The organism is Streptomyces sp. NPDC001530 (assembly GCF_042894545.1).
Taxonomy (GTDB): domain Bacteria; phylum Actinomycetota; class Actinomycetes; order Streptomycetales; family Streptomycetaceae; genus Streptomyces.
The window spans coordinates 15,624-38,605 of record NZ_JBIAVS010000042.1; the positions used below are offsets into that span (position 1 = coordinate 15,624).

General features: G+C 69.0%; 15 protein-coding genes and 4 pseudogenes. 8 read left to right on the top strand and 11 right to left on the bottom strand.

Translation table 11 applies throughout. The features are described from left to right. Positions 1-186 precede the first annotated feature (186 nt). From ACFY0T_RS47505 to ACFY0T_RS47535, 7 genes are all read left to right on the top strand, one after another. Complete coding sequence (locus ACFY0T_RS47505) at positions 187-3,183, top strand: carbohydrate binding domain-containing protein (RefSeq protein WP_388884828.1); 2,997 nt, start codon at positions 187-189, stop codon at positions 3,181-3,183. A 397-nt stretch (positions 3,184-3,580) separates the two neighbouring features. Beyond that, positions 3,581-4,810 carry a sensor histidine kinase gene (locus ACFY0T_RS47510; protein ID WP_388884830.1) on the top strand — a complete coding sequence of 410 codons (1,230 nt, stop codon included), beginning with the start codon at positions 3,581-3,583 and terminating at the stop codon, positions 4,808-4,810. Beyond that, on the top strand, positions 4,782-5,477 hold the full coding sequence (locus ACFY0T_RS47515; protein WP_388884832.1) for a response regulator: 696 nt from the start codon (positions 4,782-4,784) through the stop codon (positions 5,475-5,477). The genes ACFY0T_RS47510 and ACFY0T_RS47515 overlap by 29 nt, the downstream gene beginning before the upstream one ends. 147 nt (positions 5,478-5,624) lie before the next feature. Next, positions 5,625-6,002: a zf-HC2 domain-containing protein gene (locus tag ACFY0T_RS47520; protein WP_388884834.1), complete on the top strand. Its 378-nt coding sequence runs from the start codon at positions 5,625-5,627 to the stop codon at positions 6,000-6,002. Between the two features lie 184 nt (positions 6,003-6,186). Continuing rightward, entirely contained in the window at positions 6,187-7,002 is an 816-nt protein-coding gene (locus ACFY0T_RS47525) for a dynamin family protein (RefSeq protein WP_388884836.1), read from the top strand. Between the two features lie 233 nt (positions 7,003-7,235). Then, positions 7,236-9,368: a SpoIIE family protein phosphatase gene (locus tag ACFY0T_RS47530; RefSeq protein WP_388884838.1), complete on the top strand. Its 2,133-nt coding sequence runs from the start codon at positions 7,236-7,238 to the stop codon at positions 9,366-9,368. A 281-nt stretch (positions 9,369-9,649) separates the two neighbouring features. Continuing rightward, positions 9,650-9,883 carry a hypothetical protein gene (locus tag ACFY0T_RS47535; RefSeq protein WP_388884840.1) on the top strand — a complete coding sequence of 78 codons (234 nt, stop codon included), beginning with the start codon at positions 9,650-9,652 and terminating at the stop codon, positions 9,881-9,883. Between the two features lie 190 nt (positions 9,884-10,073). Here ACFY0T_RS47535 and ACFY0T_RS47540 read toward each other — a convergent pair. Together ACFY0T_RS47540 and ACFY0T_RS47545 are read right to left on the bottom strand one after the other, a co-directional pair. Then, a pseudogene (locus tag ACFY0T_RS47540) lies at positions 10,074-11,498 on the bottom strand (SpoIIE family protein phosphatase); the annotation flags it as partial. A gap of 711 nt (positions 11,499-12,209) precedes the next feature. Continuing rightward, a pseudogene (locus tag ACFY0T_RS47545) lies at positions 12,210-12,623 on the bottom strand (oxidoreductase); the annotation flags it as partial. A 9-nt stretch (positions 12,624-12,632) separates the two neighbouring features. On the opposite strand from ACFY0T_RS47545, the gene ACFY0T_RS47550 reads away from it, so the two are divergent. Then, positions 12,633-12,899 (top strand): WHG domain-containing protein, encoded by a 267-nt coding sequence (locus ACFY0T_RS47550; protein ID WP_388884842.1) that lies wholly within the window; start codon positions 12,633-12,635, stop codon positions 12,897-12,899. Between the two features lie 707 nt (positions 12,900-13,606). Here the strand turns inward: ACFY0T_RS47550 and ACFY0T_RS47555 are convergent. The 9 genes and pseudogenes from ACFY0T_RS47555 to ACFY0T_RS47595 all read right to left on the bottom strand — a co-directional run bounded on the left by ACFY0T_RS47555 (position 13,607) and on the right by ACFY0T_RS47595 (position 22,781). Then, positions 13,607-14,050: a VOC family protein gene (locus ACFY0T_RS47555; protein ID WP_388884844.1), complete on the bottom strand. Its 444-nt coding sequence runs from the start codon at positions 14,048-14,050 to the stop codon at positions 13,607-13,609. 339 nt (positions 14,051-14,389) lie between these two features. Continuing rightward, positions 14,390-15,447, bottom strand: a pseudogene (locus ACFY0T_RS47560) (alpha/beta fold hydrolase). Between the two features lie 623 nt (positions 15,448-16,070). After that, positions 16,071-16,626 (bottom strand): annotated as a pseudogene (locus ACFY0T_RS47565) (CGNR zinc finger domain-containing protein). 146 nt (positions 16,627-16,772) lie between these two features. Next, positions 16,773-17,573: a hypothetical protein gene (locus ACFY0T_RS47570; RefSeq protein WP_388884846.1), complete on the bottom strand. Its 801-nt coding sequence runs from the start codon at positions 17,571-17,573 to the stop codon at positions 16,773-16,775. Between the two features lie 40 nt (positions 17,574-17,613). Continuing rightward, the gene (locus ACFY0T_RS47575) at positions 17,614-18,141 is read right to left on the bottom strand and encodes a hypothetical protein (RefSeq protein ID WP_388884848.1); all 528 of its coding nucleotides are present in this window, start codon (positions 18,139-18,141) and stop codon (positions 17,614-17,616) included. Then, positions 18,138-19,415, bottom strand: coding sequence for an MCE family protein (locus ACFY0T_RS47580; RefSeq protein ID WP_388884850.1), 1,278 nt, complete (start codon positions 19,413-19,415; stop codon positions 18,138-18,140). The genes ACFY0T_RS47575 and ACFY0T_RS47580 overlap by 4 nt, the downstream gene beginning before the upstream one ends. After that, the gene (locus ACFY0T_RS47585; protein ID WP_388884852.1) at positions 19,412-20,683 is read right to left on the bottom strand and encodes an MCE family protein; all 1,272 of its coding nucleotides are present in this window, start codon (positions 20,681-20,683) and stop codon (positions 19,412-19,414) included. Before ACFY0T_RS47585 ends, ACFY0T_RS47580 begins: the two co-directional genes overlap by 4 nt. Then, positions 20,680-21,777, bottom strand: a complete 1,098-nt coding sequence (locus ACFY0T_RS47590) for an MCE family protein (RefSeq protein ID WP_388884879.1) — start codon at positions 21,775-21,777, stop codon at positions 20,680-20,682. Before ACFY0T_RS47590 ends, ACFY0T_RS47585 begins: the two co-directional genes overlap by 4 nt. 23 nt (positions 21,778-21,800) lie before the next feature. Then, positions 21,801-22,781, bottom strand: a complete 981-nt coding sequence (locus ACFY0T_RS47595; protein ID WP_388884881.1) for an MCE family protein — start codon at positions 22,779-22,781, stop codon at positions 21,801-21,803. Positions 22,782-22,982: the final 201 nt, after the last annotated feature.

Consider the following 22,982-nt stretch of genomic DNA (forward strand, 5'->3'; position numbering starts at 1 on the left):
GCGAGTCCTGCACGGTCTGCCGGGGCTCAGCCCCTGTCTCCTGAACCGCTCGCGCATGGCCGAGCACCGTGACCGCCCCGCCACAGACCCCGGGCGTATCCGCGTCGGCCGGTCCGCCCGGTGCAGGAAGATCCGCGTCGCATCCCGCGGCGCGGATTACACCATCACCCACCAAGGAGCGTCGCAATGAAGCGTCGCAGATCGGACCGCCCGGGAGTCCGGGCGTCCCGCATCCTCACCCTGCTCGCGATGTTGGCGGGCGCCCTCCTCCTCCCGGCCCACACCGCCCTGGCGGCGGGCACCACCTACTACGTCAACTGCTCGGCCGCCACCAACGGAAGCGGCACCCAGGCCAGCCCCTGGAACTCGGTCAGCAGCGTCAACGGCACCACCTTCGCCGCCGGCGACAGCATCCTCTTCGCCGCCGGCACCACCTGCACCGGCCAGCTCACCCCCGGCGGCTTGGGCGCCTCCGGCAGCCCCATCACCATGGGCGCGTACGGCACCGGCGCCAAGCCGGCGATCGACGCGAACGGCGCCACCGGCCCCGTCATCCACCTGCTCAACCAGCAGTACTGGGAGATCGGCGGCCTGGAGCTGACCAACGCGGCGTCCTCGCCCGCGTACCGCTCCGGCGTCCTCGCGGAGAACAGCGCGGGCGGCGTCCTGCACCACATCCGGGTGCACGACATGAACATCCACCACATCAGCGGCTGGGCAGGCGGCTGGTACTCCACCAACGCGGGCGTCGGCGTCCAGACCGACCACGCCACACCGGTCTCCACCTGGGACGACGTGGTGGTCGAGAACAACACCTTCGACCACGTCGACCGCATCGCCGTCGCCGTCACCCCGGACGGAGACGGCCAGGGCACCGGCCTGACCACCGGCACGGTCATCCGCAACAACACCATGACCTACGACGGCGCCGACGACATCCTCGTGGTCAAGAACGACGGCGCCCTCATCGACGGCAACAAGGCCGGCTACGGCGGCGCGAAGAACACCTGCCCGCCCTCCGGCCAGTACTGCAACGGCGCCTCGGCCGGCATCTGGATGTCCGGCAGCTCCAACACCGTGGTCCAGAACAACGAGGTCTACTGCCACGTCAACGGCGCCGACGGCACCGGCTACGACGTGGACTGGGGCAACCACAACACCACGTTCCAGTACAACTACAGCCACCAGAACCTCGGCGGCTTCATGCTGGTGATGCCGCCGTTCACCATCGCCAACGAGCCCACCTCGACCGTCCCCAGCGACGGCACGGTGATCCGCTACAACATCAGCGAGAACGACGGCACGAACTCCGGCTGCCCCGCCGCCGGCACTCCGACCCACGGCACGGGCGTCTTCCACTTCGTGGGCAACATCCCCAATCAGAGCGGCAGTTCCGTCGCCGTCCCGCTCATCTACAACAACAGCGTCTACGTCAACAAGAGCGGCCTGAACACCCCGATCCTGTACTCGCGCCGGGGCAGCAGCGTCACGGGAACCCTCTCCTTCCGCAACAACGCGGTCTTCAACTACGGCACCGGCGGCTACTTCACCACCAGCTCCGGTTCCATCTACTCCAACAACCTCTTCTACGGCGCCCACCCGTCCTCCGAGCCCGCCGACTCGGCGAAGGTCGTGACCGACCCCGAGGTCCGCAACCCCGGCAACGCGAACACTTCCTCCTCGTTCACTGGCATCAACGCCTACCAGGTCCACCCGTCCTCCCCGGTGATCCGGGCCGGGACCGTCATCAGCAACAACGGCGGCAAGGACGCCTTCGGCAACGCGGTCTCCGCCACAGCCGCGCCCAACATCGGCGCCTACAACGGCACCGGCGGCAACCTCGTCTCCAACGCCGGCTTCGAGTCGGGCTCGATGAGCCCCTGGGTGAACAGCGGTGCTGCCCCGTCCGTCACCTCATCGGACGCCCGCACCGGAGGCTACGCGCTGACCACCCAGGCCAGCGGCAGCGGCGCCAACCAGACCCTGACCGGGCTGAGCCCCAACACCACCTACCTGCTGACCGGCTGGGCCAAGGTGGCGAACGCCGGGGAGACCCTCGCCATCGGCGTCAAGAACTACGGCGGCACGGAGACGTTCACCAACGTCGCCACGACCTCCTACTCCCAGTCCGCAGTACTGTTCACCACCGGATCCTCCAACACCGTGGCCACCGTGTACTGCTGGAAGAACACCGGCGGCAGCGGCGCGGGTTACTGCGACGACCTCGCGGTGGAAGCCGTGTCGTCTGCCACCAACGCCGTCACCAACCCGGGCTTCGAGGCCGGTGCCCTGACGCCCTGGGTCCAAAGCACGGGTACGGCGTCCAGTGCGGTCGCGTCCAACGCCCGCTCCGACACGTACTCCCTGCAGACCGGGGTCAGCGCCAGCGGCGCCATCCAGACGGTCAGCGGCCTCACCTCCAGTGGCACCTATCTGCTGGCCGCCTGGGCCAAGGTGGCCACCGCCGGTGAGGAGGTGGCGATCGGCGTGAAGAGCTTCGGCGGCACGGAGACGTATCTGCGGACCTCGACGACGTCCTACGCCCAGCAGCCCATCGGCAAAGGTGGGCGGGTCGGAGCGTTCGACCCGCCCACGGGCCGTCCGACGGCTGACACCCGGGCCGTTCGCCGCTGCCGCGTCCAGGAAGAGCGCCCAAAGGGCATCTGCCCCAGGTGGGCCCCGGGGAGGTGCCCCTGTGTCTTTGGTCAAGTTGGACGGGTGGTCGTTCAGGGCGTCTGGAACGATGTGCTCGTGCATGCTGATGATCAGGTTGGCGAGGGTGTTCCTGCGGAACTCGCGGTGTTCCTCCGGGGCGCTGTCGACGGCCGCCCGGCGAAGATCGCTCCTTCCGTCTGTGAGGGGTGCGGTGGCCGGGTGTTCTTCGTGCTGGTCAATGCCTCTGGAGCGGAACGGGAGTGTTCTGGCTGCGGCAGCCGTGCGTTCATCGCGGACAGCGAGGAGTACTGGAACGAGGAGTCCTGGGAGGACGACGAGCCTGGTGCGGCCGGCTGCCCGTGTGGGAGCGAGGAGTTCGAGGCTGCGGTCGCGTTCTCACTCGGCGACGACGGATCGGTCCGCTGGGTGACCGTGGGCCTGCGGTGTATCAAGGACGGATTCTCCGGGGTCTATGCCGACTGGAAGATCGACTACGGCCCCACGGATCACCTCCTGACCATGGTCTAGGTCTGCTGGGCGACGGCCTGGACGGGCTGGGGTAGTACCTGGCTGCGCAGTCCCGCCAACTGTGCCTCGGCGACGCTCATGAAGCGGGTGAACGCAGCGCTCAGCAAGTGACCCGGTTGGCCTTCGTCTTGGAAGCGATGGTCCGCAGAGCGGGCAGTGAACGCACTGCCCTGCGCAACCGGTCTGGTCCGGCGGGCGGCGGATCGGCAAACGCATCCATACCCGGTCCTGGGCGCTTGTCGCCATGACCGCACGGCTCAGCCTCGGTCCGCCTCTGAGCCCCACCACGTCCCGCGGGGACACAGCCCGAATCCGCGGATCAGGCAATGGCGCCCCGGGGCACCCCGTGCCGTGGCGAGACGATGCCCGACCCGGCCATCGACCCTACGGTGATGGCATGACGGTGCTCAGCAGTTGGAGGCGGCAAGGGCGAGCCCGGATCCGCGCGGTCGACGCCTTGGGCGTGGCTGTGCTGTGCGTGCTCTCGGTCGTGGCTGCCTCGGTCGACCCGCACCAGCACCAGTTCCTGTTGCGCTGGCCCGCCGTGGTGCTGGCTGCCGTCGGCTGCTCCGCGTTGCTCTGGCGGCGTCGCCACCCGTTCGGCGTACTGGCCGTCGCCGTTGGCTGCGGGGTGGTTTTTCCGGTGCTCGGGTTTCGGGAGAGTCCACTGGTGACAAGCCCGGTTCTGGTGTCCGTCTACAACGTCGCCGTGCGGACCGACCGGCGCACCGCCTGGACCGCGGCAGCTGTCTCGGCCGCCGTCATGGTGGGCGCTGTCGCGGTGTGGTCCTCGAACTCGTGGCTGGACCCGGACAATGTCGCGACGCTGGCCTGGACGGCTCTGCCGGCCGCCGTCGGGGACGGGCTGCGCTCACGGCGCGCCTATGTGGCGGCCGTGGAGGAACGGGCGGAGCACGCCGAGCGCACCCGCGAGCAGGAAGCACAGCAGCGAGTGGCGGCCGAACGCGTCCGGATCGCACGCGAGCTGCACGACATCGTCGCGCACCACATCGCCTTGATCAACGCTCAGGCAGGCGTCGCCGTCCATCTGGTGGACCAGCGCCCGGAACAGATCCTGACGGCTCTGGAGAACATCCGGGACACCAGCCGTTCCGCGCTGGACGAACTACGGGTGACCGTAGGCCTGCTGCGGCAGTCCGACGAGCCGGTGGCGCCCCGCGACCCGATGCCGGGCCTTGCGCAAGTACCAGCACTTCTGGCGTCGTTCGAACGCGCCGGGCTGGCCGTGAGCCACACGCGGCGGGGCACCACCGAACCGCTGGAGCCGGCGGTCGACCTGGCCGCGTACCGCATCGTGCAGGAGTCCTTGACCAATGTGCGCAAGCACGCCGGGGCCGACCATGCCCGGCTGTTCCTGCACTACGACCGTGAACGGCTGACGATCACCGTCGAGGACGACGGGTGCGCCGGACCGCACCATCCTCACCCGGGGGCCGGTCACGGGCTGATCGGGATGCGTGAGCGGGCGACCACGATCGGGGGCACGCTGAATGCGGGACCGCGCCCCGAGGGCGGTTTCACCGTGACCGCCGAACTGCCGCTGCGCCCCAGCTCGGCACGGGATCGGAGAGATGAGCGTGACGATTCGCGTACTGCTTGCCGATGACCAGGCCCTGCTGCGGGGCACCTTCCGCATGCTGTTCGACGCCACGGATGACATGGAGACCGTGGCCGAGGCGTCCAACGGCCGCGAGGCAGTCGAGCTGGCCGGCGCACAGCGCCCCGATGTGGTCCTGATGGACATCCGCATGCCGGAGATGGACGGCCTCGAGGCGACACGGCTCATCAGCGAGTGTGAGGACCTCGCAGGTGTGAAAGTGCTCATCCTGACCACCTTCGAAGATGACGAGCACGTCGCCGAGGCACTGCGTGCGGGTGCGAGCGGCTTTCTCGGCAAGGGCGCGCGACCCGAGGAACTCCTCGATGCCGTCCGCACGGTCGCAGACGGTGAGGCGCTGCTGTCCCCGTCAGCGACGCGAGCGTTGATCACTCGTTTTCTGGCCCAGCCGGATCCGTGCCCGGTGGCCGTACATGAGCGGCTGAAGAGCCTGACGCCGCGGGAACGTGACGTCACGAGCCTCGTCGCACTGGGCCTGTCCAACGACGAGATCGCCGAGCGCCTGTTCGTCAGCCCGCTGACCGCCAAGACCCACATCAACCGGGCCATGACCAAGCTGGCAGCTCGTGACCGCGCCCAGCTCGTGGTCATCGCCTACCAGTGCGGGCTGGTCAGTCCGGCTACGGAACCAGATCGCTCCCAGCACCCCGCATAATCGCCGGCACAGTGCGTCCGTCTTCTGTCCCAGCCGTAGCCCGACGTACCGCATACCGCAGCCGTGGTAGTCGGAAGTCGCTGCGCGGGGACGACGCGCTGAGGGCAGTTCCTGGGCGAAGGTGAAACCCTGAACGGAGGTTTCGCCATGACCAAAGTCCACTGCCTGACCAAGAAGTCCGACGAGAAGTCGACCGTCGAGGAATGCCGCACGATCCGTGAACTACTGGCCGGACACGAACTCAAGACCCTCGCACTCGATGAGGCAAGCGCGGTGCGGGCTCACCTGGCAACCTGCAACACATGCCGGGACGAGTACGACTGCCTCACAGCCCTGCCCGCACACCTCTCTCTTCTGCGCGACGCCCTGGCCTGCGGCAAAGTCCCCAACACGCGGACGCATGCGGGCACCCGGGCCGACAGCAGCCACGCGTCACCCCGTCACCGCAGGCCGCACCGAGCGACCCTGACCATGCAGCTCACGCTGTCTCAGTGGGTCACCAAGACCACGTCGCCCATCAGGTGAGCGGACCTCGCGGAAGCGACGACGTGCCTGGGGCGGACGGCAGCGAGGCCCTTCTGCGGCGTCTCACCGGCGACCGGCGCAGAGCACTCGTACGGTTGATGAAGAGACGGATGGTGGAGGGGCCCACCGCCCACCGCGGCATCACGTGCCGCCAACGGTGCCTACCGAAAGGTAGGGGACCACGATGTCCTCATCCGCATCGCACGAGCGGCCGCACCGGCTCCTCGACCGGCTCGCCGCGGCCGGTGCCGACCAGCCGGACGGCCGCCGCTTCCTCGCCGCCCTGCGCGACCAGCTGGACCAGAACCGCTTCCGCGTCCTGGTCACCGTCGAGGCCAAACGTGGCAAGTGCACACTCCTCAACGCGCTCCTCGGACGCGACGTCCTGCCCACCGGAGCCGTACCGGTCACCGCGCTCGCCACCACGCTGCGGGAGGGCGAACCCGAGGTACTCACGGTGCCGTTCGCGGACGGCCGCAGGGAGGAACGCACCTCGGAGGCGCTCGGAGACTACGTCACGCAGGCCGCCAACCCGGGCCACAGGCTGGGCGTGACGGACGTGGTCCTGCGACGGCGCGCCCCGCTGCTGTCCGACGGCGTCGAATTCGTCGACACCCCGGCCACCGGATCCGTCCACGGCCAGGACACCGACGAGGCCCTGGCACCCCTGCGCACGATGGACGCCGCACTGTTCGTGCTGACCGCCGACCCACCGATCTCCGCCGCCGAGCACGACCTGCTACGCCTGGCCGCCCGCGCGTCCGTCCACACCATCGTCGTCCTGAACAGGGCCGACCTGATCCGCAGCTACGCCCAGGACCTGCGCGAGCACCTGAACGCGCTCGGCGACCGCCGCACCGAGGCCCTCGACCTCGTACGTACTCAAGGGCGACGGACCCTCCAGGACCTCAACGCCCGTGCACAGCAGGCGACTTCCGCCCTCACAAGGCAAGTCGCCGAGGAATGGAGCGGTGGAGGGGAGGCCCACGGCGGCGAGTAGAGCGCCCCGCGAGCGGGAGGCCGACGGCAGGAACCAGCTCGTGGCTCTCACTCACGCCACCGTCGCCCCCTGGCGAGCCGACCAGGAGCGGCAGGTCACGGAGCAGCTCCAAACCCATACTGAGTCGATTCAAGGTGAACATGGGTGAACAGGGAGATACTGAGCACAGCAACGCGGGCCTGAACCAGCACCGGCAGGTGGAGCTGTGACGGCGGGCGGAGGGAGTGCCCGGGATGAGTGCAACGAAACCTTTCCGGGACGGACCCGGCGGGGCTGGGACTCCCTCGACGCCTGGTGGCCTACTGGACGCGTTGAAGGTGGCCGCTGTCGTGCTGGACGCGGACGGGCGGATCGTGTTGTGGAGTCCGCAGGCTGAGGAGTTGTTCGGTTACAGCGCCGAGGAGGCCCTGGGGCAGCTGGCTGGTCGGCTCCTGGTTCACGAGCAGCACCTGGATCTGGTGATCGAGCTGTTTGCCCATGTCATGGAGGGCGGGGAGAACTGGGGCGGTGTCTTCCCGGTCCGCCACAAGGACGGCAGTACCCGGTTGCTGGAATTCCGCAACATGCGGCTGACCGATGACCGCAAGATTCTGTATGCGCTGGGCCTGGCCACCGACCAGGCGACCTTGAAGGAGGTGGAGCGGGATCTCGCCCTGTCCACGCGTTTGATCTCCCAGGCGCCGATCGGGCTGGCGATTCTGGACACCGACCTGCGGTACGTCCTCATCAATCCGGCGCTGGAACGCATCAACGGGTTGCCCGCCGACAAGCACATCGGCCGACACGTCCACGAAGCCCTGCCATTCCTCGACGTCGAGGTGATCGAATCCTCCATGCGTCAGGTCCTCGCCACCGGCATCCCCCTTCTCGACCAGTACGTGCTTGGCCGTACCCCCGCCGATCCCAGCAGCGATCACGCATGGTCCGTCTCCTACTACCGGCTGGAAGCCCCCAAAGGCACGGTCCTGGGGCTGGCCGTCACCGTGATCGATGTCACCGAGCGGCACCGCGCCATCACCGAAGCCCACCAATCACGACAACGCCTCGCCGTCATCGCGGAAGCCTCCGTGCTGGTCGGCACCACGCTCGACCTCGATCAGACGGCTCGCGAACTGGCCGACATCGTCGTGCCCGACCTTGCTGACCTGGCCGCAGTCGACATCCTCGACACAGTCCTCAGCGGCCGCGGCACATGCACGGCCCCGACTGAGGGGCCTGCTGTCTTCCGCGCCCTGGCAGTGAAGGCGGCCCATCCCTCCGAGGCCGTCCGAGCGGCCGACCGCGTGGGCGAGCTAGCCCAGTACGATGCGGGCCGTCTGGTGACTCAGTGCGTGACCTCGGGCAACCCCGTCTTCGTGCCGCAGGTCAACGACCGTGATGTGCAGGCCATCGCCCGGGATGCCGAGGCAGCGGCCATCCTCACCCGGGCCGGCCTCCATTCCTATTTGGCCGTACCTCTCGTTGCCCGCGGCAACGTGCTCGGTGTGCTCGACCTCAAACGCATCCGTAACCCGCTGCCCTTCGACGGCGACGACCTCGTCCTGGCCCGTGAGCTGGCCGCGCGTGCCGCGGTGTCCATCGACAACGCCCGCTGGTACCAGCACGAGCGTGACGCCGCACTCACCCTCCAGCGTTCTCTCCTGCCCCAGCAGCCCCCGGACCGGCCCGGTCTGGAGATCGCCTACCGCTATCAGCCCGCGGGGGCTGCCAGCGAAGTCGGCGGCGACTGGTTCGACGTCATCCCCCTCACCGCCGACAAGACCGCCCTCGTCGTCGGCGACGTCATGGGCAGCGGCATCCCGGCCGCGGCAACGATGGGCCAGCTGAGCAACGCCGCACGCGCACTGGCCGACCTGGACCTCGACCCGGCCGAGGTCCTGCAACACCTCGACCACAGCGCGACCAGCCTCGTCCAGTCCATAGCCACCTGCCTCTACGCCGTATACGACCCGCATCGCGGTGAATGCCGTATCTCCCTCGCCGGCCACCTGCCGCCAGCCCTGCGGCGCTCCGGCCGCGCCCCGGAACTGCTGGACCTGCCCACCGGCGTACCGCTGGGCGTCGGCGGCGTCCCCTTCACCACGACACGCGTCAAGCTGTTCCCTCGCGACCAGCTCGTCCTCTATACGGACGGCCTCGTCGAAACCCGCGACCAGCCCATCGACGCACGCCTCGACGCCCTCCTCGACTGCCTCGACCAACCCGAGCAACCACTGGAAGCAACCTGCGACCACCTCCTCCAGACGCTGCGCGACCCGAACGACGACGATGACGTCGTCCTGCTCATCGCCCGCATTCAGCACCACCCACCAGCCGAGCAGTCCCACCCTGCTGCCGGGCAGTCCCGCAGCGGCGGACCAGCCTGAAGGCACCATGCAGCGCTGGCGTGTCGGTGACAGTAGCGGGTTGGAGGCTCTCCTTGAATCCGGAACTGGCCGGCGATCGTGTACTGCTGGGGTTGGCCGTGCGCACGAGCTCCAGGTGGCGGCCCGCCTGGAGCCGCGCCCAGCAGAGTGATTGATGTATGCCGGTCGGGTACCGGTGAAACGTGCCGCGGCAGGTCTGGCGCGGTTCCTCGCTGCCGTCCAGGAACATCGGCCAATGGCCCTGTCTTTTCCATGCACCCGATAATGAGGAGTTGACGTTCATGGCCGTGTGCGAGGTCTGCAGCAACGACTACGAGATGGCGTTCGAGGTTCATGCCGCAGGAGCTGTTCACACCTTCGACAGCATCGAGTGCGCCGCCCAGCGGTTGGCGCCGATCTGCGAGAACTGCCAGTGCCGCATCCTCGGCCACGGCCTTCAGGCGGACGGCCAGTTCTTCTGCTGCGCTCATTGCGCGCGTCAGAAGGGCTTCGCGCAACTCGTGGATCACAGCTGAGCCCACCGACTGGATCCCCACCTTGCCGATCGTGGTCCACCAGCGGCACTGAGATCCACTTGGCTCGGTGCTCGACGCGCCATGGCTGCCGCAGACGCTGCTGCTGCCGACTCGCCGCCGCGGCTTCACTCCGGGAAATGGCTGGTCGGCACCCATGGCGCGGCCAGAGCGGCGGGTCATTCCCGGTCTCTCACGCGGGCGTCCCCAGCGGGGTTCGTGCCGCGGGTAGGCGCCAGGGCTGGACATGGGCGCGGAAGGGCCGGGGCTGCTCTGCCCAGATGGTCTTTCCGGTGAGTGTGTGGCGGGTGCCCCAACGCTCGCTGAGCTGGCCGACAAGGAACAGGCCGCGGCCGCCCTCGTCGAGGTCACGCGCTCGGCGCGGGTGCGGTGAAGTGCTGCTGGAGTCGGAGACCTCGCAGATCAGGGCGGCGTTGCGGATGAGGCGCAGCTGGATGGGGGCGCTGGCGTGGCGGATGGCGTTGGTGACCAGTTCGCTGACGATCAGCTCTGTGGTGGGTGCGGCCTCCTGCAGACCCCATGTCATGAGCTGGTCGGCGGCACGCCGACGCGCGTCGGCCACGACGGCCGGGTCGGCGGGCAGGTCCCAGGAGGCCACGTGGGAGGGACCCAGCGCGTGCGTGCGGGCGATGAGGAGGGCGACATCGTCATCCGGTCGCCCGGACAGCAGCTCCCTGAGGATGCTGTCGCAGGTCGTCTCCAATACAGGGGCAGGTCCGGCCAGCACATGCAGAAGCGTCCGCAGTCCGGAGTCGATGTCGCGGTCGCGGGCTTCGACCAGTCCGTTGGTGTACAGAACGAGCAGGCTGCCTTCGGGCAGCTGGGCATCGGTGGCTTCGAACGGCAGGCCGCCCACGCCCAGCGGGGGTCCTGGTGTCACGGGGAGGAAGTCGACGGAGCCGTCCGGAGTGACGGCTGCGGGGACGAGATGGCCGGCGCTGGCCAGCGTGCAGTGGCGGGAGACCGGGTCGTAGACCACGTAGAGGCAGGTTGCGCCCACCTCGCCGACCGATTCGATCCCTTCTTCGATCTCTTCCAGGATGAGATCGTCGAGCTGGGTCAGCAGCTCGTCGGGGGGGAGGTCGACATCCGCGAGGGTGCGCACCGCGGTGCGCAGACGTCCCATGGTGGCGGAGGCATGAACGCCGTGGCCCACGACGTCGCCGACGACCAGAGCCACGCGGGCGCCCGAGAGAGGGATGACATCGAACCAGTCGCCGCCGACACCGGCCTGAGGATCCGCCGGCAGATAACGCGACGCCGTCTCGACCGCCAGCTGGACGGGTCGGTGGTGCGGGAGCAGGCTGTGTTGCAGTGCCAGGTCGATCGCGTCGCCCTCCTGCGGAATGGCGGCCTGGAGAAACCAGTGGACCTGCTTCTCGGCGTCCATCAGTGGGCAGGCCCGCAGATCGGCTTCCACCGGACGACCCGCCTGGCTACGCAGTGCCACCCGTCCGAGCCACGATTCCCGCCGCGCGAGGCTCCGAAAGGCCGAATCCGGAAGGCCAACGGCCAGTAGATCCGACGCCGGTCGCCCTACGACGTCCCCTGGTGCGTATCCCAGAAGCAGCCGGGCACCACGACTCCATGCGGTCACGACACCCTGCGCGTCAACGGCAGCGGCCGCTACCTCTGCCCCTGGGGTGGTGCCATATGTACGCATCGTTCTCTTCCCGCATCTGCTCCTTCCGGCCGCGTACCGCCGGACCCGTCGTGCTGCGTTCGGCCGAGGACGACGCGCGCCGCTCAGGTTCGCCAGCGGCGCAAGCCGCACCGAGACGCGTAGAACTTGTCTCCGCAAGCTCATGTGGGCACCTGGCTGCCCTTGGCGACCACACGCCAAACGCCTCCGTATTTTTCTGTCTGTGACAGATTGCTGCAGCGCTGGAATCTCACGCCGCATTTCCCCTGAAGGCGGGTTGAAATCCAACCGCATGCTCTAATGATTTATTCCTTCCATATTCCATTTTCCCACACCCTCCAGGCTGGCTCAGGTCTTCCAAGATGGGTTGAAGACCATTGGAGCGGGCGTTACCGAGGAGAGTCGGGCCAGCGCGATAGGGGAGCTGAGTAAGTGGCGCGACGCTGTGGTCGGAGAAGATCGACTGTCTGGCATACCCGCTCCGCACAGGCTGCGGTGGCGGCCTGCGCGGGCACGAATCGCCGCGCCTGGTCCCTTCCTCCCCGCGAAACTGAGCGGCCACCATGGCCAACTACCGCGCCGAGTAAGGCCAACTGAGGGGTTGTGACCGCGCTTCCGTGATGGATACGCCGGACTCTGGCTACTCGCGGTTGCGTCCTGAGAAGCCAGGGGGAACGGTGTGCCGGTGAGTTCCTCGGACATCGTCCAAAGGCGCTTGGCGGCTTCAGGGTCGCTGGCCGCGGGGGTGCGACCGATCAGGGTCGGGGCGCCGCGCAGCTCGCCAAAGCCCTTCGGGCCGACGTAGGACGCGCCGGGCAGATCCTGGATGGCGGCGTACAGGGTCGGCAGCGCGCCGGCCTTGGGGTCCTGGGCCAGCAGCTTGTTGCCGAGGAGCATGGACAGCCGAGCCAGCGGGTTGCCGACGTGACTTTGCAGGTTGGTCGAGGCCCAGCCGGGGTGTGCGGCCAGGGCGCGTAAGGGGGATCCGGCAAGGTTGAGACGGCGCTGGAGTTCCAGGGTGAACAGCAGATTGGCCAGCTTGGACTGGGCGTATGCGCGCGGCGGGTCGTAGTCACGGGTGTGGACGTGATGCAGACCCGCAAGCACGACCCGGACGCCCCGGAGGAGCTGACCGCGGCGCTCGACCGCATCATGGCGGCCTTTCTGCGGATGATCGCGGACGGGCAGGGCCGGGGCGAAGTGATCCCGGGGAATCCCGCCCGGGTCTCGCTCGTCGTGGTCGCCGCCCTGCAGGGAATCGCGACTCTCGTGGCACACCGCTCATTCCCGGACGCCGCCGTGGAGGGCCTCGACGAGGTCGTCCATCACCTGGTCCACGGTCTGGCCCCCCGCTGAAGTCCCCTCCGGGCCGGCAGGGCCTGGGACTGCAGGACCGTTCCACCAGGGGATCCCTCAGTCATGCGAGTGGAGACGCTGGAGGATGTCCTTTGCCGGGCACGAATCTCAACATGCGGCAGCTGATGACCGTCGATTGCCACGTGGTGGTCGATGCGGCGGGCTGCGGGCCACCGGGGGCTGTCCACAGTGGTGCGAGCACCCTGCGTCGCGGGTTCACAGCCGATATTGGCGTAGCCGAGTCATCGCGAGACCAGCTCGGTTGCCGGCTGGCTCCACGAGCACCCGATGCTGAGATCGTGTGCCGTGACCGCTGATGGCTGATCGTCGGCATCTGCTGCGAAACCTCTCGACGGCCTGGAGGAAACGTCCCGTCGACACCGGGCGCGACCACGGACGCCGGATGGGGCTGTTCCTCGGTGCGGCCGTCGTCGCATCACCGGGTTCGAGTGCGGAAGCCGGTTGCGGTGGACGAAGGCGGGCGGACGTCCAGCGCGGAATGCGGCCCCCGGCTCCCCATGACGGCTAAGGTCGCCGCCCCCGCGCTCGCACGTTGGGAGAGCCCTATCAGCGGCCCCGACCCGCGCCCGGGCACTACGTGGCGACTGGGGATCGCATGGCACTCGCAGGGCCGCCGGTCCGAACGTCGATCGCGGTCCGGCAGCTCGCTGCGACCACATGGGCGAGTCGGTATGTCGGGGATTCCGTCACCGGCCCGGCAGCCGCGTCGTGATCTCTTGCAGCACCCAGCCGTTGCCGTCCGGGTCGCTGAACGAAGCGAACGAGGCGTAGGTGCGGCGTTCCGGGTCCGGGCCGGGCACCCGGCCCTCGGTCCCGGCGCGATGGAACACCCCGTCGGCGTCGTGGAACACCTCGCTCACCTCGATGCCGCGGTCGGCGATCTCGGCCCGGGCCGCCTCGATGTCGGAGACGGCGAGGTGCAGGCCCTCAACAGAGCCGGGTGCAGCCGAGGTGACTCCGGTGCCGAAGATGACCGAGGCGGGCGAACCCGGCGGGGTCAACTGCACGACCCGGAAGTCCTGACCATTGGCGAAGTCGGCGTCGAGCCGCCACCCCAGCTTCTCGTAGAAATTCTTGGCCCGGTCGACGTCGGCGACCGGCACCACCACGACCTCAAGTTTCATGTCCACGATGGCTTGCTCCTGTTTGTTGATGACGAGCGATCTCTGGCCATTGATTTCGTTCGATCTCTGGCCATCGCACCGGGTGCTGCCTCTGGCACCTGCAGCCATACCCGGTGGGGCTGGCCGGCGGTCGGCGCTAGCCCGAATGCCGCGCTGGCACGGCGACGCCGACGTGTTGGGTCTGTGTCCGGTGGTGTGGCGGGGTGATCAGGCGGCCTTGAGCCGCGAGGCGATCTTCACTGCGCGCTCAGCTTGATGCCGGGCCCCGGCGCGGATGGTGTCGTCCACCGGGTTGGTGCCCTGCCCGTCCACGTGCGAGGTCACGCGGATCGAAGTCGGGGCCGGCTAGCGGCGGTCGAAGCCGTCCGCTTCAACGACGGCTTCGGCGTAGGCCTCAGGGGCTTCCTGCGGCACGTTGTGGCCAATGCCCTTCAGGGTCCGGTGCGCGTACGGGCCGGAGAACTTGTCGCGATAGGACGAGCCCTCCCCGGCAGGGGTGAACGGATCCTTCTCCCCGTCGAGGGTCACCGTGGGCACACCGATCACTGGTCCGGCGGCAAGTTGCTTCTCGAGGCGGTCGTAGCGCGGATCGCCTTCGGCCAGGCCCAGCCGCCAGCGGTAGGGTGGATCACGATGACGACGTAGTCCGGATTGTCGAAAGCCGTCGCGGTGCGCTCGAACGTGGCGTCGTCGAAGTGCCAGGTCGGGGAGTTGAACGTCCAGATGAGCCGCGCCAGATCGCGCTTGTTGTCGTGCAGCCCCTGTCGACCCCGTTCCGTGGCGAAGGAGTACTGGTACCACCACGCCCACTCGGCCTTGGCCGGGAACGGCTGCCGCTGGCGCTCGCGGTTGGTGATCAGATAGCCGGTCACGGAGACCAGGGCCTTGCAGCGCGCCGGCCAGAGTGCGGCGATGATGTCGGCCGTCCGTGATCCCCAGTCGAACCCGGCAAGGACCGCCTTGTCGATCCTCAGCGCGTCCATCAGCGCGATGATGTCGAGTGCCACCACCGACTGCTGGGCATTGCGGAACGTGTCGCTCGACAGGAACGTCGTCGTGCCGTGGCCACGCAGGTGCGGCACGATCACGCGATAGCCCCGCGCCGCCAGCAGCGGAGCGACGTCGGCGAAGCTGTGGATGTCGTACGGCCAGCCGTGCAGCAAGATGACCGCGGGGCCGCGGGAGGGGCCGGCCTCCGCCTAGCCGACGTTGAGCTCACCGGCGCGGATCTGCTTCAGCGGTCCGAAGGACGTGCGCCCCGGCGTCGCCGCCGACGGAGCCGCCGACTGCGTACCGTCCGATGCCGCCGCTGGGGCCGCCGCCGAGATGGTGGGCACACCGGCCAGCGACGCGCCGGCCGCACCCGCGCCCATGATCTTGCCGAAACTCCGCCTGTCGAACATCTCAACCCTTCCCTTCGCCGCCGCTTCGCCGTCCATGCGCGTTCGGGTCGACCTGCCCGCTCCGTGCTGCGGAACGCCGTCCGCGCCATGGCTCAGCTGCAAACTGACCCTCGCATGGTGGCGTCACCTGTCAAACCGGTGACGCACGTCGGCGGTGGCTGTCCAGCCGGGTGAGGCGGGATGGCGCTGGCTGCTACCCGGTCGTGGGAGACGGCAATGACCCGCAGCCGTCGGCGGTGGCCGGGAAGTGTGTGCTCCTGATGCACCGTCAACTCACTGGGGGCGTCGGTGTCGACGCCCAGGATGTGGTGCCGGCCGGCGCGCGGCCGCTCACTCGGCGGGCCGGCAGGTCGGTGGGCAACTGCCGCAGGTGGGTGGCCTTGTCCGGGTCGAGGATGTGGGCGGGTGACGTCACGGCGCACCCCGGCTGGTGGGGTTCTGGCCGTAACAGGTGGCGCGGAGCAGGTCCTGGGCACTACACAGGAGCGCGACAGCCCCGGCTGAGCCTGTCGTTCGGGATCGGCCCGGGCCCTCACTGTGCCCGCTCCTGACTGATGGCGCTCTTCCAGCCGCCATGCGTGGAGTGTGCCGAAGCGGCCCGAGTCGTGGCCGCGACGCATGTGTCAACGAGGGGCGGGTGCCTGTGCCTGCTTCTTGCGGGCGCGGTAGGCCGCAGCCTTGAGTTTGTTCCCGCACGACTCGCACCACTGTCGGCGCATGCCTCGCGACCGGTCGATGTAGACGCGGGTGCATTCAGGGTTGCCGCACTCCTTGAGGAGCGGAACATCAGGCCCGCTCAGGAGTTCGACGGCGTGGCGTGCCACAGTGGCCAGCGCTTCTTCGGGCGTTGCGTCCGTCCATCGCCCCGTCGCGGTGAGCTGTGGTGTCGCAGATGGCCTGCGGGCCGCGTGGTTCACCTCGGCGAGCGCCTCATCGCCATAAGCCTCGCCGAGACGCCGGGCGGTGACCAGATCGTAGATGGCTTCCCGTATGGCGATTGCCTGTTCGACGTCCGCCTCCTGGCTGGGGGAGATGGCGTCAACGACTCCGGACTCGAGATACCAGGTCCAGCCGGTCCGGGGATGCGAACATCTCGAACCGGAGCGAGCGGCGAGCGCGGAGTGTGGCAACAAAGTCGAGAGCGGGATTTCCGCACAGAAAGACGTGATCCAGATTCACGTCACCATCTTGACGGGTGACATTGAATCGTGCAAGGGTCGTCACTGATCAGGCAAGTGACGGGCAAGGCCGGTCACTGGTCAGGCAAGTGACGGGCCTTGCGCGGTCGGGGTCGGCACGACGGACTTCCCGGAGAGAACGGCATGTCAGAGCGCGTCTACGCCGCTCACCTTCCACCCGTCGGCCGTACGGGTCAGCGTCATCCGCACCCGGTTCAGGTCGACGCGGGAGCCCGAGACCTGAGTGCTCGTGGTCACCTGGTTGACGAAGAGGAGGACCACGGCCCGGTCCGCCGAGGCTGAGACCACGGACGCCGCCGGAGAGCCACTGGTGGGCTCCGCCACCGTCGCCTTCACCACCCCGTGGTACTTCCTGGCCGTCGGCCCGACCACCGTCGTGGTCGTCTTGTGGTACTCGTCGCGGAAGTGCCCGGTGAGCCTGGCGCGCGCCGCGCCGAAGTCGCGGTCCAGATGCCGGTAGTCGTACGACAGCACGACGGGCGCCGCCTGCCGTGCGGCCGTGAGCGCCTGCCCTCGAGCCTGCTCGGCCCGCACCCCCTCCCGGTACCGCCACCCGAGCACGGCCACCGCGACCACGCCGGCCACGAGCAGGACGCACAGGACGGCGATGAGCAGCCGACGGCGACCGCGCCGCGGCGCGGTAGCGGGGCCGGGCTCGTCCTCCTCCTGCGGTGCGTCCGCATCGAAGGACTCCGGCGAGGGCTCCGGCGGGTCGTCCCAGCCGTTCTCGTTCTCGGCCTCGATGAGCACGGTGCGTCCGGAGCGGTGTTCCTCGGGCCGCCCCGGGGCCTCCTCGTCGGTGGCAGCCGGGCGGCCGGGCTCGCGGTGGCCGCGCTCCGTGCGCTTGGCCGCCGCTCGGGCGGCCGCGGTCATGGTGCGCCGGGTGCCGGGACCGGAGCCTCGGCCTCGGGTGGTCGTCTTCGCCACGGTCTTACTCCTCATGGGTGGTACGGCGGGGAGGGTGCGGTCAGCCGACGAACTCGACGTCGGAGGTCAGCCAGCGGCCGTCCCGGTACGCCAGGTCGAGCTGCAGCCGATAGGTGCGCGCCTCGCCCTTGGGTACGGCGGTGTTGGTCACCTTGCTGTCGGCGACCACCAGGACGCGGGCGGAGTGCTCGTCGGAGCGGACGATGCCCGCTTCGAGGATCTGGCCCTCGGACACGGACTTGTTCACGGCGACCAGCTTGGTCAGCTCCTCGGTCTGCGCGGCGAACTGCTTCTTGAAGTCGCCGGTGGCGTCCTCGAGGACGTTCGCGCTGTCCCGGTCGTAGTGCCGGTAGTCGAGCGAGGTGAAGTTCAGCGCCGACTGGCGGGCCGCGGCCAGGATGTCCTGGCGCCGCTGCTCCGCCTCGCGCCGATCGTTGAGGCCAAGGCTCAGCCAGATCGTCAGCGCGGTCGTGAGGACGGTCGCCACGACCAGCCCCACCGTGAGCGCCCTGGAGTTCCCCGCGCGCGCGAGGGGGCGTCCGCGCCTGACGGGCACGCTTGCGCTCATGCCATCGGTCCGACGAGCAGCCATTGCCACGACTCCTTTCCGAACACGGCCTGTTGGCCGCCCGTCGAGCCGATCTCGACGGCCCTTCCGTCCGGGCCGGTGGCGGTGCCGGTCTCCGGGTCGTACGGCGTGATGTACGCCGTCTGGTTCGCACCGCCGGCAGCGCCCTGCGCGCCGGGGGCGTTCTGCGCACCCCGCACCGACGTCTTGCTCCCGCGCGGGGCGGTGCAGCGCGCGTCGGTGTTCGCCTCGCGCGTGCCGGTGTCCGCCGGGTCGCGCCGTGCGGTGCCGTAGCCCTGGGTGCACGGCGGCGGGTCGTCGGCGTTCACCACCAGGCCGAAGTGGGTGGTGCCGTCGCCCGGGACGACCGTGTAGCTGCCCGCGACCAGCGCCGGGAAGGTGACCAGGGCCTGCTCCACGCCCGGCAGGCGGGCCAGCGTGACCTGGCCGCCGCTGATCAGATTGGCCAGCAGGACCGACAGCCGTGGCCCGGTCGACTTCAGCAGCGAGTTCACCTGCTGCGCGGCCGGCGTCGCGTTGCCGATCAGCTTGCGCAGGTCCCCGTCGCTCGACTTCAGCTGTGCGGTGAGCGCCGCCAGGTCGTGCGCGAACGACTTGATGGACGAGCCCTGGTCGGCCTGTGTCTTGAGGACCTTCCGCGAGTCCTCGATCAGCGAGATCGTCTGGGGCAGCGAGTCGGATGCCGACTCGACGAGCGCGTTGCCCGAGTCCACCAGTCGGCTCAGGTTCGGCCCCGTGCCGGAGAAGGCCTTGCCCAACTCGTCGACGGTGACTCGCAGATCGTCCTTGCCGACCGAGTTCACCAGCCGGTCCAGGCTGAGGACCAGGTCCGTCGTGGGCAGCGGCACGCGCGTGCTGTCGCGCGGGATGGCGCTGCCATCGAGCAGATACGGACCGCCCGCCCTGCGCGGCTGCAGATCGACGTACTGCTCGCCCACCGCCGAACGGTTCGCCACCACGGCGAGGGTGTCCGCCGGGATGCGCGGCGCACCGTCCTTGATGTCGAGGGAGACCGAGACCCCGTCGGAGCCGGTCAGCTGCAGCGCGCCGACGCGGCCCACCGGCACCCCGCGGTAGGTGACCTCGGCGCCGGGGAAGATGCCCCCGGAGTCGGCGAAGTCCGCCTGCACGGTGTAACCGCGGCCCAGGACGTCGTCCACCAGGCCGGTGTACTCGGCGCCGACGTACGACACCCCGACGGCGGTGACGGTGGCGAAGGCGAGTAGCTGGGCCTTGACCGTACGTGTGATCACGGCTGAACCCCCTTCAGCATCAGCTCTGCGAGCGCGAGGTCGATCCCCTCGGGCAGGCCCCTTTCGGTGGTGTAGCTGCTGGTGCACACCGGCGGGCACAGCGGACCGCCGCCGCCCGAGGGAGCCGACGGCACCGAGGGGGACGACGGCAGGCTCGGTGTGCTGGGCAGCGCGGTGGGGGTCGGGACGCTCGGCAGGTCCGGGAGATCGGGTACGTCAGGGGTGTCGGGCTCCTGGGATTCACCGTTGCCGGCCTTGCCGGATCCGCCCGTCAGGTTCCCGTAGAGGTCCGACAGATCGAGGTCGGCGGTGATGTCGAGGTTGACGTAGTCGCCCTTGACGGCGTCGACCGCGTTGCGTGGGAACGGGTAAGTGGTCAGCAATTCAAGGGAGTTGGGCAGATCGTCGCCCGCCTTGTTCAGCTGCTGCAGGATCGGCCGCAGCTGTCTGAGGTTTGCGACCGTGTCGTCGTGCGAGGCGGTGACCACCTTGGTGCCCGTCTTGCCCAGCTTCGACAGGGCGGTGAGCATCTTCGTCAGGTCGCGCCGCTGGTCGGCGAGGACCTTCAGGGCGGGCGGCATCGTGTCGACGGCCTGGGCGATGGTCTTCTTCTCCTTTCCGAGCCGCCCCGCGAGCCGGTCGACGGCCTTGAGGGCGCGGACGATGTCTTTGCGCTGGTCGTCCAGACCGCCGATGAACGTGTTCAGTTCCTTGAGTAGCGACCTGACCCGGTTCTCCCGGCCGTCCAGGGCCTTGTTCAGTTCCACGGTGATCGTCTTGAGCTGGGCCACTCCGCCGCCGTTGAGCAGTGCGGACAGCGCGGACAGCACCTCCTCGATCTCCGGGTTGCGGCCGCTGCGGGACAGCGGGATGCGGTCGCCGTCGCCGAGCCGGCCCACGGGGGCCGTGCCGGAGGGGGCGGAGAGTGCGACGTACTTCTCGCCGAGCATGCTGGTCTGCCGCAGTTCGGCGACCGCGTTGGCGGGCAGCTTCACCGAGTCGGCGACCCGCAGCCGTACGCGCGCGTGCCAGCCGTCGAGTTCCACCTTCTCGACCGCGCCCACGGTGACGTTGTTGACCTTCACCGCCGACTGCGGCACCAGGTCGAGGACGTCGCGGAACTCGACGGTGACGTGGTAAGCGTGGCCGTCGGCGGCGGCTCCGCCGGGCAGCTGGACGTCGTACCAGCCGTTGAACTCGCAGCCGGACAGCAGCAACGTGCCGACGGCCGCCCAGGCGAGGGCCCCGCCCTTGCGCAGTGCGCTCATGCGCTCGCCCCCAGGATTCCGCCGAGCGTCCGGTCGGCCGTTCCCGTCACCGCGGAGCCCTGAGGCACCTTCGGCAGGGAGTCGAAGAGCTCCTTCAGCTCCTTGCAGTCGGGGTTCTTGCCGCCTTCGTCGCCGGTCGTCCTCAGGACGGAGCACAGCAGCGAGGCCGGATCCTGTGGCTGGTCGGGGTTGTTGCGGGTGTCGAGGGTGCCCGCGGACGGGTTGTAGGCGTTGTTCAGGTTCGACAGGCCCGTGGGGGCGACCTCCAACAGCTCCTCCATCGCGGCTCGTTGGGTGACCAGCACCTTGGTCACCTTGCTCAGGCCCTTCACGTCCGAGGTCAGCGACTTCTTGTTGTTCTTCACGAAGTCCGACACATCGCCGAGCGCCGTCCCCAGGTTCTTGAGGGCGTCCGCGAGGTCCTTGCGCTCGCCCGCGAGCTGCCCGGCGACCTTGGCGAGGCTGGTGTTGAACGACCGCACGCTCGTGTCGTCGGCGGCCAGCGCCGCCGTGAACACCTGCAGGTTCCGGACCGTGCCGAACAGGTCCGTGCGGCCGTCGGACAGTGTGGTGACCGCCTGCGAGAGGTCTTCGACCGTCTGGTTGAGGTTCTCGCCCTGGCCGTCGAGGTTGTCCGCGCTCACCCCGAGCAGCCGCGACAGCGAGCCGTCCTTGTTGGCGCCCTTGGGGCCGAGCGCGTCGGCCGTCGTGTGCAGACTGTCGAAGATGCGGTCCAGCTCGACCGGTACGGCCGTCCGCGTCTCGGGGATGACGTCACCGTCCCGCATCGCCGGCCCGCTGCGGTACACCGGCAGCAGCTGCACGTAACGGTCGCTGACCACCGAGGAGTTGATGATCGCGGCCTTGGCGTCGGCCGGGACCTTGCGGCCCGCGTCGTACTCCAGCTCCACCCGCACCCGGTCGCCCTGCGGTTTGATCTTCTTGACCTCGCCGATGCGGACGCCGAGGACGCGGACGTCCGAGCCCGGATAGATGCCGACGGTGCGCGGGAAGTACGCGGTGACGTGCACAGGTTCGGAGCGCGGCCACAGCACGTAGGTGAGCGCGGCGACGAGGGCGAGTGTGGTGAGCATGGCCACGCGCCTCTTCAGGTTGTTCACTGCGCGCCTCCCGTGCGCGGCACCACCGGAGCGGCGACCAGGTTCTGGACGTAGCTGTCGAACCAGCGGCCGTTGCCGAGGGTGTTGCTGAAGAGCCGGACGTACGGCGCGAGCAGCTTGACGCTCCGGTCGAGGCTCGACTGATTGCTTTCGAGCATCTCGACCACGCGGCCCAGGCCCTTGAGCGCGGGCCCGATCTCCTTGTCGTTGTCCTCGACCAGGCCGGACAGCTCGATGCCCAGCGCGGCGGAGCTCTTGAGCAGCTTGTGGATCGCCTTGCGCCGCTTGCTGATCTCCTTGAACAGCTTGTCGCCGTCCTTGACCAGCGCGGAGAAGTCCCCGGAGTGCTCGGCCAGCACGCCCGTGACACCGTTCGCGTGGTCGAGGAGCTCGCCCAGCGCCTTGTCGCGCGAGGCCACCGTCCGGGAGATCTTCGACAGGCCCTTGATGGACGCCCGTACCTCGGCGGGCGAGTCCTGGAAGGTCGTGGAGATGGTGTCCAGAGCCTTCGCCAGCTGGTCGGTGTCGACCTTCTCCGTCGTGGTGGTGAGATCGCTGAACGCCTGCACGACGTCGTACGCGGGAACGGTCCGTTTCTGCGGGATCTCACTGCCGGGCTTCAACTGCCCTGGTCCCTTGGGATGCAGAGCGAGGTACTTCGCACCGAGGATGGTCTTGACCCGGATCGAGGCGCCGGTCTCCGTGCCGAACCCCGGATCCCCCTTGATCTTGAAGGTGACCTTGACGTGGTCACCGTCCAGATCGACGTCCTCGACCTTGCCGACCTTGACCCCGGCGATCCGCACCTCGTCGCCGGGCTTGAGGCCGCCCGCCTCCGAGAAGGCCGCGCTGTACGTCTTGCCGTCGCCGATCAGCGGCAGGCTGTCGGCGTTGAACGCGGCCACGGCCAGCAGCGCGAGGACCGTGAGACCGACGGCCCCGATCACCACGGGGTTGCGCTCGCGGAACGGGATCAGGCGCGGGCGGCGTATCCGTATACGGGGCAGCTTCGGCGGGTCGACGCGCACCTTCACCAGGGGTTCCGGGCGGCGGGGGCGTGGTGCCCGGCGCGGAAGCAGCCGTACTTTCGGCAGCTTCGGCGGGTCGATGCGGACTTTCACCAGGGGTTCCGGGCGGCGGGGGCGCGGTGCCCGGCGTGGCAGGAGCCGTATCTTCGG